14 protein-coding genes and 2 pseudogenes are annotated in these 12,513 nt (G+C 42.1%); 8 read left to right on the top strand and 8 right to left on the bottom strand.

The features are described 5' to 3' along the window. The first annotated feature begins 237 nt into the window (after positions 1 to 237). The 3 genes from ACEW80_RS31280 (at position 238) to ACEW80_RS31270 (ending at position 1,338) form a co-directional block, all read left to right on the top strand. Positions 238 to 414, top strand: coding sequence for a hypothetical protein (locus ACEW80_RS31280; RefSeq protein WP_373530337.1), 177 nt, complete (start codon positions 238 to 240; stop codon positions 412 to 414). Further along, positions 384 to 530 carry a hypothetical protein gene (locus ACEW80_RS31275; RefSeq protein ID WP_373530336.1) on the top strand — a complete coding sequence of 49 codons (147 nt, stop codon included), beginning with the start codon at positions 384 to 386 and terminating at the stop codon, positions 528 to 530. Before ACEW80_RS31280 ends, ACEW80_RS31275 begins: the two co-directional genes overlap by 31 nt. A 232-nt stretch (positions 531 to 762) precedes the next feature. After that, entirely contained in the window at positions 763 to 1,338 is a 576-nt protein-coding gene (locus ACEW80_RS31270) for a Uma2 family endonuclease (RefSeq protein WP_373530335.1), read from the top strand. 206 nt (positions 1,339 to 1,544) lie between these two features. Here the strand turns inward: ACEW80_RS31270 and ACEW80_RS31265 are convergent, their stop codons facing one another. Together ACEW80_RS31265 and ACEW80_RS31260 are read right to left on the bottom strand one after the other, a co-directional pair. Further along, complete coding sequence (locus ACEW80_RS31265) at positions 1,545 to 1,988, bottom strand: type II toxin-antitoxin system VapC family toxin (RefSeq protein WP_373530334.1); 444 nt, start codon at positions 1,986 to 1,988, stop codon at positions 1,545 to 1,547. Next, complete coding sequence (locus ACEW80_RS31260) at positions 1,976 to 2,197, bottom strand: hypothetical protein (protein WP_373530333.1); 222 nt, start codon at positions 2,195 to 2,197, stop codon at positions 1,976 to 1,978. The genes ACEW80_RS31265 and ACEW80_RS31260 overlap by 13 nt, the downstream gene beginning before the upstream one ends. Positions 2,198 to 2,573: 376 nt before the next feature. Between ACEW80_RS31260 and ACEW80_RS31255 the strand changes: the two genes are divergently transcribed. From ACEW80_RS31255 to ACEW80_RS31245, 3 genes are all read left to right on the top strand, one after another. Next, the gene (locus tag ACEW80_RS31255) at positions 2,574 to 3,749 is read left to right on the top strand and encodes a DNA cytosine methyltransferase (protein ID WP_373530332.1); all 1,176 of its coding nucleotides are present in this window, start codon (positions 2,574 to 2,576) and stop codon (positions 3,747 to 3,749) included. A gap of 411 nt (positions 3,750 to 4,160) precedes the next feature. Beyond that, positions 4,161 to 4,427, top strand: a complete 267-nt coding sequence (locus ACEW80_RS31250; RefSeq protein WP_373530331.1) for a type II toxin-antitoxin system HicA family toxin — start codon at positions 4,161 to 4,163, stop codon at positions 4,425 to 4,427. Continuing rightward, positions 4,411 to 4,623 (top strand): type II toxin-antitoxin system HicB family antitoxin, encoded by a 213-nt coding sequence (locus ACEW80_RS31245; protein WP_373530330.1) that lies wholly within the window; start codon positions 4,411 to 4,413, stop codon positions 4,621 to 4,623. The genes ACEW80_RS31250 and ACEW80_RS31245 overlap by 17 nt, the downstream gene beginning before the upstream one ends. 84 nt (positions 4,624 to 4,707) lie before the next feature. Here ACEW80_RS31245 and dacB read toward each other — a convergent pair. Then, positions 4,708 to 6,170 (bottom strand): annotated as a pseudogene (gene dacB / locus ACEW80_RS31240) (D-alanyl-D-alanine carboxypeptidase/D-alanyl-D-alanine-endopeptidase). Between the two features lie 89 nt (positions 6,171 to 6,259). After that, positions 6,260 to 6,448 carry a hypothetical protein gene (locus ACEW80_RS31235; protein WP_373530329.1) on the bottom strand — a complete coding sequence of 63 codons (189 nt, stop codon included), beginning with the start codon at positions 6,446 to 6,448 and terminating at the stop codon, positions 6,260 to 6,262. A 209-nt stretch (positions 6,449 to 6,657) separates the two neighbouring features. Between ACEW80_RS31235 and ACEW80_RS31230 the strand changes: the two are divergent. Beyond that, positions 6,658 to 7,512, top strand: a pseudogene (locus ACEW80_RS31230) (Rpn family recombination-promoting nuclease/putative transposase). Between the two features lie 112 nt (positions 7,513 to 7,624). Here ACEW80_RS31230 and ilvB read toward each other — a convergent pair. Together ilvB and ACEW80_RS31220 are read right to left on the bottom strand one after the other, a co-directional pair. Next, complete coding sequence (ilvB, locus tag ACEW80_RS31225; protein WP_373530328.1) at positions 7,625 to 9,538, bottom strand: biosynthetic-type acetolactate synthase large subunit; 1,914 nt, start codon at positions 9,536 to 9,538, stop codon at positions 7,625 to 7,627. 133 nt (positions 9,539 to 9,671) lie between these two features. Beyond that, on the bottom strand, positions 9,672 to 10,934 hold the full coding sequence (locus ACEW80_RS31220; RefSeq protein ID WP_373530327.1) for an MFS transporter: 1,263 nt from the start codon (positions 10,932 to 10,934) through the stop codon (positions 9,672 to 9,674). Between the two features lie 34 nt (positions 10,935 to 10,968). On the opposite strand from ACEW80_RS31220, the gene ACEW80_RS31215 reads away from it, so the two are divergent. Then, positions 10,969 to 11,163, top strand: coding sequence for a hypothetical protein (locus ACEW80_RS31215; RefSeq protein ID WP_373530326.1), 195 nt, complete (start codon positions 10,969 to 10,971; stop codon positions 11,161 to 11,163). A gap of 86 nt (positions 11,164 to 11,249) precedes the next feature. Here ACEW80_RS31215 and ACEW80_RS31210 read toward each other — a convergent pair whose 3' ends face one another. Both ACEW80_RS31210 and ACEW80_RS31205 read right to left on the bottom strand, forming a co-directional pair. Continuing rightward, the gene (locus ACEW80_RS31210) at positions 11,250 to 11,849 is read right to left on the bottom strand and encodes a hypothetical protein (protein ID WP_373530325.1); all 600 of its coding nucleotides are present in this window, start codon (positions 11,847 to 11,849) and stop codon (positions 11,250 to 11,252) included. 61 nt (positions 11,850 to 11,910) lie between these two features. Continuing rightward, entirely contained in the window at positions 11,911 to 12,120 is a 210-nt protein-coding gene (locus tag ACEW80_RS31205) for a hypothetical protein (RefSeq protein ID WP_373530324.1), read from the bottom strand. Positions 12,121 to 12,513 lie beyond the last annotated feature (393 nt).

Raw genomic sequence — 12,513 nt, 5'->3', positions numbered from 1 at the left:
GATGTTTGAAAAGTCCTCAAGCGTGTGTTTCACTACCCTGGCTACCGAGAAACTGCTACGAGAGAATCGGAGTTTTGGGATTTGAGATCGCGCTCCTGAGTCGCACTTGAGGCTCAAGCCAACCCTTTTCAAACAACCTCTAAGACTATCGCTCACTCTTCCACAACAACCGATGTCTAACGACAAGCCCGGAGGCGGAGCGTCTCCGGTTCCGCGCTTCGCGTCTATGCTTTGTTTTTGAGGATTTCTGCAAGGCGATCGCACTCACTCTTACATAACAGCGATCGCTTTATTTTTGAGGTTTTCTGTAAGGCGATACCTACGGTGAGCTACGCTAACGCTCGCTCTTGGACAACAGGCGATCGCTTAGTTTTTGAGGTTTTTTGCAAGGCGATCGCACTCACTCTTACATAACAGCGATCGCTTTATTTTTGAGGTTTTCTGTAAGGCGATCGCCCTACTCTTGGACAACAGGCGATCGCATTATTTTTGAGATTTTCTGGAAGGCGATCGCTCTGACTCTTCCATAACAAGCGATCGCATTATTTTTGAGGTTTTCCGCAAGGCGATCGCATTGTTTTTGAGGATTTCTGTAAGGCGATACCTACGGTGAGCTACGCTAACGCTCACTCTTGGACAACAGGCGATCGCATTATTTTTGAGATTTTCTGGAAGGCGATCGCTTGATACAGCTTGGGATAATGCTGAGGATGATGCCTATGCCGAGCTACTCTAAATGAATATCCAAGTTTAAATTTTTCTATGGATGCGTTAACTATCAACTTTACTCCTGTTCTTCAAATAACAGATGAGCAATTCTTCCAGTTATGTCAGATAAATGAATTAATCAGATTTGAACGTAATGCTGATAGCACATTGCTACTAATGCCTCTAGTCGGAGGTTTAACTAGCAACCGCAATGCTAATTTAACTGCTCAACTTGGAGTGTGGAATCGTGATGAGTCACTAGGTATAGCTTTTGGTTCTTCGGTTGGGTTTATTTTACCAAATGGGGCAGTTCGTTCGCCTGACGCATCTTGGTTAAGACGTGACAGATGGGATTCTCTCACACAGGAGCAAAAACAGGGATTTCCGCCTGTATCTCCTGATTTTGTAGTAAAGTTGCGTTTTCATACTGATTGTTTAAAAAGGCTACAAAATAATATGCAAGAGTACCGAGAGAACGGTGCTAGATTAGGTTGGTTAATTGATTTAGAAACTCGGCAAGTAGAAATTTATCGCTCCAGTAGAGATGTTGAAGTACTGCAATCTCCTTCTAGTTTATCAGGAGAAGATATACTACCTGAATTTGTGCTTAATTTTGAAGATATCTGGTGAATTGATTAAAATACGAAGTGCGTTAGCGTAGCTCACCGTAGGTATCGCATTGTTTTTCAGGTTTTCTATAAGGCGTCACCGATAGCGCAGCGTTAGCGAGTCATCGAGCGTCACAGCCTGTCGTAGACATCGCACTCATTCTTTTACAACAGGCGATCGCCTACAATGCCATCATACAATCAGCGATCGCAACATACAAAAAAGACTCAAACTATGAGTGTATCCAACACTAACACTGATAACGCTGGTAAAGACGGCAACCGCGCATCATTTGTCAAGAATAATGATGCACCTCCACGAATAGCAGTAGCCATCTGAATAGCATCTGGAGTTCTTAAATTATAATCTGCCCTTAGTTGTGCAGCATTTTCAGCAATATCAGGAAAAACTTCGATAGTAGTCAAACCTTGGGAATTGAGCAGAATGTCACGATATTGTTGAGCTAATACTGTGTTTCCTTGTCGCAAGGGATAGACTAAGACTTCTGTGATAGTCAAAACTGATGTTACAACACTAAACTCACCAGAAAACATCGCTTCAAAAAAAGCATCTGTAACATCCAAATAATTAGGATTTTCTTCAATAAAGTAAATCAGTGGAGCAGTATCCAAGCCCACAATTTGCCCCTGTAGCTGGACTAGCCATTCCATGAATCACGTTCCTGATTAACGTATTCTTGAGCATCAATATCATTCCAAATTTCTTTACCCAAGCCACGCAATTCCAGAATGCTACGCTTTGGCTTAGGTGTCATCGTTACCCGTTGACGAATTAAACTTGACAAGTCTTCAATTAAACGTATTTGCTCCTCAGGAGTTAGGCTTTGAGCTTGCTGTAGTACTTCTTGATAATTAAACATAAATACACTTTAGGCGATGGCATACCGCTAGTATCATCATAGAATAAGTTTTGTTTTTGAGGTTTGCTGAAAGGCGATGCATACGACGGGCTATTTGGCGTCGCTTTTGGGAATGTGTGAAGTGCGTTAGCCTAGCTCACCGTAGGTATCGCTGTGTTTCTGAGGTTTTCTCTAAGGCGATGTCTACGACGGGCTATTCGGTGTCGCTTTTGCGAATGTGCGAAGTGCGTTAGCGTAGCTCACCGTAGGTATCGCATTGTTTTTATTTAACTTAAAGAGAGTGGTACACTTGATCTAATTGATAATATATGAGCAAGTGTTTCATGCTTTTCATTACATAATTATAAATTTTAGTAATTGCTTAGGAGCAATCACCATGATAAATGGTAAAGCTATTTCTATTTCCTTATTTACAGGTGCTTTTGGTCTAGATTTGGGTATAGAGCAAGCCGGATTTCATACAGTAAGTGTAGTAGAAAAAGACCATGATGCCACTCGCACAATTGTTATTAATAGACCATTGCTAAAAGAAAGTGCTGTTCCAAGAGTTATAGAAAAAGTCAGTTCCCAAGAATTACTTGAAGAAGGGGGAAGAGTTTTAGATTTAGGTAGAGCCTTACGCCCTGGTGAAGTAGACTTAGTAACGGGTGGTCCACCTTGTCAGCCATTTAGTACCGCAGGAAAAAGAGGTTCAGTTATAGACCCTCGTGGTAGTTTATTCATGGACTTTATCCGCATTGTTAAAGAAGTGCAACCCCGTTTTTTCTTGATGGAAAATGTCAGAGGTTTGCTTTCTGCTCCTCTTCGTCACAGGCCAATTAACCAACGAGGGAAAGATTACCCACCTTTAAAATCTGATGAAATAGCCGGTGCTGCATTAAGGGTGGTATTGGCAGAAATGAAGGAGCTAGGCTATAACGTGGTTTATAATCTTTTAGAAGCAGCAGATTACGGTGTTCCACAAAACAGACAGCGTGTAGTTTTTATTGGTTCTAGAGATGAGGAAGCAGCTACATTTCCTCTAGCTAAATATAGCAAAGATGGGAAAAATTTACCTAAATGGCTGACTTTAAGAGGCGCTTTAACAGGTTTAGTTGATGCAGAACCAGAGTTTATAACTTATTCCGAAAGTCGTCTAAAATTTTTAAGGTTGTTGCAAGCAGGACAAAACTGGAGAAATTTACCAGAAGAATTAAAAAAAGAGGCTATGGGAGGTGCTTATAATTCGGGAGGTGGAAAAGTCGGTTTTTATAGAAGATTATCTTGGGATAAACCTTCACCAACAATCACAACAAGTCCACACCAAAAAGCTACAGATATGTGTCATCCTGTAGAATTGCGTTCTTTAAGTGTGCGCGAGTCTGCGAAAATTCAAACTTTCCCTGATGATTGGGTTTTTTATGGTTCGGTAACTTCTAAATATAAACAAATTGGTAATGCAGTACCAGTAATACTCGCAAAAGAAATTGGTAGTTATCTTTTCAACTTGATACAAGGAAATAAATCAGAAGGTCAGGAGATGGCTGAACAGCTTTCGCTATTACGCGGCTAACCCTGCCGTTACGGCTATAGCGTTCAATTTAATGCACAAAATCCTGTCCGTTATATTTGAAGTGTATCCGTAGCTTACTCCTGACTCCAAGTTAATCGAGGAATTGTTTAGGTTATTTAGAAACTAATAAGTAAACTATTTCTGCAAGTATTATTTGTAGCCACAAAATTTGTTTTTGTTATATTTAGACTGGTGTGATGATACTGTGCATTGTATCTGAAAAGAATTAGGGTATCCAATTTATCAAGCTAAACAGCATATATGTTTAGCTTGATAAAAATATTAAGCGTCGTTGCCCTAGTCTAATATAACAGGCGATGTCTAACGACAAGCCCCTACGCTTTTATCTTAACATAAACAAAATTTTGAATAAATATGAGACTATAGAAACATTAAAACAGCTAGAAAAACGTGAGTCAGCAAGACAAACTATTAGACAAAATCCTCTCTGGGACTTCTGATACAGATATCCCTTTTGCCCAACTGTGGCAACTCTTATATAGACTAGGCTTTGATGAACGGATTCGTGGCGATCATCGGATTTTTGTCAAAAACGGTGTTGAGGAAATATTGAACCTGCAACACAAAAGAGGAAAAGCCAAAAGCTATCAAATTAAACAAGTTCGTGCAGTGATTCTCAAGTATGAGCTAGGAAGTAAAAATGATCTTTCGCTATGAAATTATTCTCTACTGGAGTCAAGTAGATCAAGGCTTTATTGCCGAAATACCAGAATTACCAGGCTGTGCTGCTGACGGCAATACTTATCAAGAAGCCCTACATAATGTAGAAGTCGTTATGCAGGAGTGGATAGAAACAGCTAAGGATTTAGGGCGTCCAGTTCCTGAACCTAGACCGCGTTTGATGTACATTTAAATTGAGAAACAAATCAGTACAACTATATTCAATCTTTCTTGAACATGATTACTTTTGCAAAATGTCTATTTGGTGATAATAATATTAACAACGCTGCAACTGTGTTAACAACACAACAATTTCATCAATTGCCTGCCGCACAACTGTTGCAGGTTGTTCTGATTGATTGACGATAATACTGAAAACTAACGGCTCATACTTAGGCGCATTCAGATATCCAGATAGAGAAACTACACCCGTTAAGGTACCTGTTTTGCTTGCACAATCCCCTCAGCAGATGTGTGTTGAAAGCGGCCTTTCAAGGTTCCACTTTTACCAGCTACGGGTAAAGATGCGCGATACAGATATGCTGTTGGTGTTTTTGCTATTCCTCGCAAAGTTTGGACAAAAGCTTCTGGTGTCACTAAGTTACGACGTGATAAACCGGAACCATCTACTAAAATATAATTTGCTGAATCAACTCCTAATTGAGTTAAACTCGCTTTGATAACTTCTAAACCTACATCAGCGCTAGTCTGATTTTTAACTCTGGTTTTTTTTACAGCTAATGCTCTCAGCAGTGCCTCAGCATAAAGATTATTACTATTTAGATTCGTCTCTGCTAATAATTCGGACAAAGGTGGCGACTCTACAAATGCTATTTCTTCTTGATTAACACCACCACTTTCTACTAATGTTTGCCCCAAGGCAATTTTTTCTGTTGCCAAAGCAGTACGGAAGCGCCGTAAGAAGTAATAATTAGGATCAACTACAGGCAAATCTATTAAAGACGGTTCGGAATTGGCTGTTAATTGTCCTTGAATTCGTAATACTGTTCCTGATAATTCGCGGGTAACGTTGATGTAGCTTGGTTGATTTTGAACAACGGTTATTGACTGATTAATTATCCGCCACTGTTTCGCCTCATTGATGTCAGTCCACACCACTTGTAAAGGTTTACCTACAGCCTGTGGCACAAGTTTTAAGCTAAAAATATTTTGATTTAAAATAAAGCTGTTGACTGGTGCGCCATAGTCTGATTGCACATCTTCCCATTGCCATGTAGGGTTAACAATATCTCCTTGAATATAACTATCATCGGCAATCAATCGCTGAATTTGGGTAATACCTTTGTGTTTTAGCTGCTGTGCTAATGTTTGCAGTTGTGTATCACTTAAGCTGGGATCTCCCCTACCGACAACACGTAAAACACCATTGCCACTCTGATAAATTGAGGTGCGAATCCGAAAATTAGCGCCTAACTGTTGCAATGCTGCTGCTGTTGTTAGCAACTTGAGGTTAGACGCGGGAGTAAAATATTTCTGAGCATCTCGACTGTAAAGAGTTTGCGCGGTTGACAGGGGTTGCACTAAAATTCCCCAGCGCACTCGACTGAATAAGGGACGATTGATTACGGTATCAATAGCTGTTCCCAGTTGGGTAGGGCAAATTGATTTTGTGGTAGTTGTTGGTGCAATTGGGGTTTGTGCTTTAGCTGCTGGCTGGGTAAGACTAATTTGAGTACCTAGAAACAGCAGCATTAAGCCAAGAGAAATTTTCCTGGTCATTACATAGTTGTTAAAACTACTTGATGATAATACCTTGATGTGGCATTTTTTTAACGTCGGTTCGATGGGATCATCCCAAATATTTTTTCTCACGCAGAGACGCCCAGACGCGGAGGAGCTTTTCTGGTGAAATGGAGCTTCACGATAACCTTTATTCGGTAAGGATGCGGAACTTCAGCTTCTTCTTCTATCAAGCTGACGACTTTCTCGGTCAATTTTTTAAAGTCTTCATCAGAGTAATCTTCAAATTGGGAAACGACACCCAGCATTTCACTCAAAGCGTATTCTTCATCTGTGGTTATACCTTCACATCAGCAGATGCGGAAAAGAGTCCAAAGTCATGAACGCTAAGTTTTTATTCATGAACACTAAGTTTTTATTCATGAACACTAAGTTTTTAATCATGAACACTAAGTTTTTGTTCATGAACGTTAAGTTTTTAATCATGAACACTAAGTTTTTGTTTATGAACGCTAAGTTTTTAATCATGAACGTTATGGGCGTAGCCCCTCGTAGATATTATTTCTCCATTAGCTGGTTACTCTCAATCAACACCTCAGATATCCAAGTACTGAAAACCGAACTTAACCTCGAACCAATTCGTGCTGATTCAGTAACATTCCTGCAAATCGCCAACCAAATCTTACATTTAGAGTTTCAAACTACACCCAAATCTAAAACCCCACTTGATTTTCGGATGCTAGATTACTACACCAGATTAAAGCGAGAATACTGGTGTGAGATTAAATAGGTAGTGATTTTCTTACAAGCCACATCTTCCGAAGGTGCATTTCAAACTCAGTATATAGACACTAACACCAGACACTCGTATAGAGTGATTCGTTTATGGGAAGAAGATCCCACACCACTGCTAGCTAACCCTGCACTCTTACCACTGGCGACATTAGCCAGAACCGACTCACCCGCAGACTTGTTAACTCAAGTCGCTGCTAGTATCGATATGATTGAAGAAACAGACGAGCGACAGAATATATCAGCTTGTGTGCAGGTTTTAGCTGGTTTGCGGTTTGACAAAAATTTGATTCAACAGCTTTTTAGAGAGGAAATTATGCAAGAATCTGTGATTTACCAAGACATTCTCCAAAAGGGATTGCAACAGGGAGAAGAACAAGGAAAGAAACAGGAGGCGCTACAAATGACTATGCGTCTTTTGACACGTCGGTTTGGTGCAATTCAACATGAAATAGAACAGCAGATTCGGACTCTATCTATAACTCAACTAGAAGAGTTAGCTGAGGCGCTGTTGGATTTCTCTAGTCAAAGTGATTTAGTCAATTACTTAAAAAATATTTCTTTACCTCAACCTAATCAAGAAGATTAAGCGATCGCCTATTGCGCTATGGTTAAAGTCAACGAAGACGAAAGGGTGCAGGGGAATTGTAGCACCTTTCTCCCCTGCTCCCTGCCTCTCTGGTCTGAATTATCAAAAAGCGTTACAACTTTGTCCCACACTCAGCGCAGAAGTTGTGGGTGGGGGCATTTTTCGCATTACAGTGGCTACAATACACTGCTTCTACTGAGCTTCTCGGCGCTTGCTTCTGCAAGCCGACCATTTGAGCGTTGCTCTTGCCAGGAACTACCATTGGATAGCAGTTTTCATCTCTGGTAACATAGGCATTCACAATCACCGGGCCGTTGTGTGCTAGCATTTCGGCGATCGCATCTTTCAATTCACTCCTATCGCGGATTACAATGCCTTTAATTCCATAGGCTTTTGCTAACAACTCTATGTCTGGCATCCCTAGTTCCATGTTTGAGGATGAGTAACGCTCACCATAGAAGGCTTGTTGCCACTGGCGCACCATCCCTAACCAGCCGTTATTGATAATTAATGTCTTGACATTTATTCCATACTGTGCAAGTGTTCCTAGTTCCTGTAAACACATTTGGAAACTAGCATCGCCACTAATACAGATGACTTCTTCATCAGGAAACGCCACTTTAGCGCCCATTGCCGCAGGTAAGCCAAAACCCATCGTTCCTAAACCAGCGCTAGAAATCCAGCGCCTTGGGCCATTCTTCAAGAATTGTGCTGCCCACATTTGATGTTGTCCGACATCTGTGGTGTAGAAAGCGTGGGGTGCTTGGCGACTGACTTCTACGATCACTTCTTGGGGTGAAATGCTGTCAGCATGGTGCGGCACTATTAGAGGATACTCTTCGCGCCAACGGTTAACTAAATTTAACCACTGTTGATTTTGATTAGGTGTAGCCTTGACACCTGTTTCTTTGCATCGACGCAACAAGTCTACTAACACGTTCCGCACATCGCCGACGATGGGCACTTCGGGAACGCGGTTTTTACCGACTTCTGCCGGATCGATGTCGATGTGAATTACTTTGGCATGGGAGGCGAATTCGTCTAACTTGCCTGTAACGCGATCGTCAAATCTAGCACCGACGCAAATCAGCAAGTCACAATCACTAACAGCAAAATTAGCGTAAGCAGTGCCGTGCATTCCCAACATTCCCAAAGCTAGGGGATGATGTTCGTCAAAGGCACCGATCCCCATTAACGTTGTGGTTACAGGAATATCAAATAATTCAGCCAGTTGTTTGATTTCTGCATGGGCACCAGCTGCGATCGCACCACCACCGACATACAATAGCGGCCGGCGACTTTCAATAATCAACTGGATTGCGGCATTAATTTGCCGGGGATTCCCTTTCACGGTGGGACGATAACCACTTAACTTCACTGAACCTGGTTTTACAGGTACATAGTCAAATTCTTCTAAAGCTACATCCTTGGGGACATCAATCAAAACTGGCCCCGGACGCCCAGTGCTAGCGATGTGAAAGGCTTCAGCAACAATTCGCGCCATATCTTTAGGGTCACGCACTACATAAGAGTGCTTAACAATCGGTAGCGTAATCCCGTAAATATCGGTTTCCTGAAACGCATCTGTGCCAATCGACGGACGTGCTACCTGTCCTGTAACCACAATCATTGGGATCGAATCCATGTAGGCTGTAGCGATGCCTGTCACCAAGTTAGTTGCTCCTGGTCCAGAAGTGCCAAAGCATACTCCTACCTTCCCTGTAGCGCGGGCGTAGCCATCAGCAGCATGGGCTGCGCCTTGTTCGTGTCTCGCTAGAATATGTTTAATAGCACCAGTTGCTTCTACCTTGTACAGATCATCATAAATTGGTAGAATTGCTCCACCAGGATAACCAAAAATATAGTCAACGCCGTGGCGATGAAGACTGTCAAGCAAAGCAAAACCGCCAGATGCACGTTTGGATATGACTGGCTCCCTACAAGTACGGGATTGTTTGTGATTCTCGATTTGTGGGAGACTAATTTGGGAAGGCAATTCTCCTGCGGAGACACTTTGTGAATGCACGGTCAAACCTCAGACTATAGCTAAACTTAATGCTTGAATTCTGTAGTTAAGATTTCATTTTAATTGAAAAGCTCAATCAAATTCTGAGAATTTTATATATTCAATATAAAGCTAGATTATTAGCCTACATTAATTAAATTACGTCTTGCAAGACTTTGCGGGTATTTTTCCAAGCCCAAACACCGACAATTACGACAACAATACTCATTCCTACAAGTACAGTTCGCAAGCCCAGAGCATCAGTTAATGGCCCAGTAATCGCTAAAGGTAATGCCAGAGCAATGTTAACAGCATGATTTTGAAAGCCAAATACTTTACCGTGCATGGTAGGTGGTGTTTGCTGTTGAATTAAAGTTTGCATGGGTACACCAATTAGGGCAGCACCTACACCCAAAAATGCACAGAGTCCTAGCGCCAGCAACAAGTTGTGGGTAAAAGTGAATACCCCTAAAACTAGTGCTATTATCAAAAATCCAATCAAAGGTAACGGCTTGTGATGAAATTTATCACCCCAGTGACCCAAAATGGCTGCACCAATTAGCATACCCACCCCTGCTGCTGCCAAGAAAAAGCCAAACTGTTTTTCTTTTAGACCAAACTCCTCTGCCAATCGAATTGTCAGCACTGTTAACGCTGCAAACACACAATATAAAGTTGTTAGTTGCAGCATGGCATTCAAGATCAAAGGGTTTTGCTTGAGATAGCGCAGGCTTTCAGTGAATTCAGCCCAAGGGTGATTTGATGCCCGATGTTCCCTCGGTCGTTTGGGTTCTTTAAACTTAATCAGCTGCATGAGCGCAGCCGACAATATGTATAATCCGCCAACAACAACCTCTTGACCGTATTCTTCTCCCATCAAGCTTTTCGCCAAACTCAAAATCGGCTCTCCTATAGCAAAGCCAACAATTAAGGCTCCCATCATCGTGCTGGTAAACAGCGCATTGGCTGCTAACAAATTTTCTCGCTTCACCAACAAGGGAATGGCTGCTTGTTCAGCTGGTGCAAAAAACTGCGTCACCGTAGAAATGGCAAAAGTCAGGATTAACAAAATCAAGAACTGTCGTGGTAACAAGGGAAGACACAGCGTTAAGATTCCCCGCACGACATCTGATCCGACCATAATCAGCTTTTTTGGAAAGCGGTCAACAAAGATACCACCGGCAGAGCCGAACAAAATTGCTGGTATTGTAAACGCCAGCATCAAAGTTGAGTACATCGAGTTTTGTGCCAACCCAGGAAGCGGTGGGTAGTTTTCCAAGACAGCAATCAGCAAAACGAAAAAGACTTTATCTGCTAACTGGGACAACAGTTGCCCGATCCACAGGAGCATAAAACCACGGTTTTTTAGCAGTGCGCCAAACCCGTTATTAACAGCAGCAGGTTCAGTTGGAAACATTAGATACTTTCTTTGGGTAGATGGGCATTGGGCATTGGGCATGGGGCATTGGGCATGGGGCATTGGGCATTGGGCAGAGAGGAGAATAAATGCTAACTCTAAACTCCGAACTCACGCCGTGTGCAACTTTCTCTCAAACCTAACCCCCAACCCCTTCCCTACAAGGGAAGGGGAGCAAGAATCAAAGCCTCTCTCCCTGTGGGGGAGAGGAATGGAAGTGGGGTTCTAAGAATAAGTTGCACACGGCGTTAACTCCTAACTCCCACTCCCCACTCTCCACTCCCTAACTCCTGTTTACTTACGCCATTGTCCGGATTAATTTACTTCATAGCGCTTTAATAGCATAAGCAAAAACTCAGCTGCTGTCAGATAACCTTTAGGTGGAAAAATCCCAATGGATGAATCTACCCACCAGCCTTGTACAGCTTGGGGCGTAGACGCAGAGCGGCTTGTCGTTAGACATCGCCAAATTGACAAATGATCAACTGTTGGCTCTGCATAAAAGTTATCTTGCCTACTACTTAGCAAACAGGAACTCCAATGGGTGAAATAATCATGGCTCATCCGATGAATAGGAAAATTGCCCTGTAGTGGTACTCCCCATCCATCTATAGCAATAAATGCTTTGACACGACCACCCAAGAGTTGCCACAAACAAGCCGCCCCTATTGCCCCAACGACGCCAGCACTGAAGCTAATGAATATAACTGGTGATTTTAGCTGATTGCTCAAGCGATCGCGCAAAAATTGCAAAATATGAAATGCTGATAAAACCAATAAATCCTTACCCGGATAAACCAGTATATTAGCTGGCTTTTGACTGATTGAGCTATTAGAAACTACATCTAACAATCCGACTCTAAAACTTTCGGTTAACTCTGGCTCATGGATTCCAGGGCAGATAATTATACTCATCCGTCTATCAATAACTTAAACTTACTACAGGGATTTTGACATGAGTTTGAGCGCTCATGACTCATTTTTTCAGTTGTGTAGATGTTGACTGTTGTTGAAATTCGGGTTCTAATTTTTCTTTAGATTTGGAGGGAGTAACATATGCCACTGCACCAACTACAGCCATTCCACCGCCAATCATATACATAATATTTCTACTGAAATATTGAGAGCCAAGGTATCCAAAGGCGATCGCTACGATTGTTGTAGAGATAATCTGAGGTAATTTCATATTACTTAAGATGCAGTTCTTTTACTAATTTAAAATAATTGCAGACACTTTAAACATCTGCCCTCGCCATGAGAAATCAAGAAGTGAAGGGTATAGATTTCTAGAATCGAGTTGCAAGCAGATAGTTTTCTGGAGTGAATACATACAGCAATTATCGGCGTTGCTCACTTAAAGGATGAAATTTCACGTATTGAAATCCAAAACTCCTCATACTCTCTGCGCCTCTGCGCGACGCCAGTCACTCATGGGGGAAACCCCCGTCGCTCTTAGCGTCTCCCCTTGGGAGAAGACCGCACTGGCTCCTCTGCGTGAGAAATATCATCCCAGAAATAAGCAACGCCCGACGATCTATTGTCAAACTAACCCTTGAGCGTCAGAACTGCCGCAAGTTAT

Source organism: Nostoc sp. (genome assembly GCF_041747015.1).
Classification (GTDB): Bacteria; Cyanobacteriota; Cyanobacteriia; order Cyanobacteriales; family Nostocaceae; genus Nostoc.
Note: the sequence above shows the minus strand (reverse complement) of the source record. Positions and strands in the feature narration are given on the sequence as shown.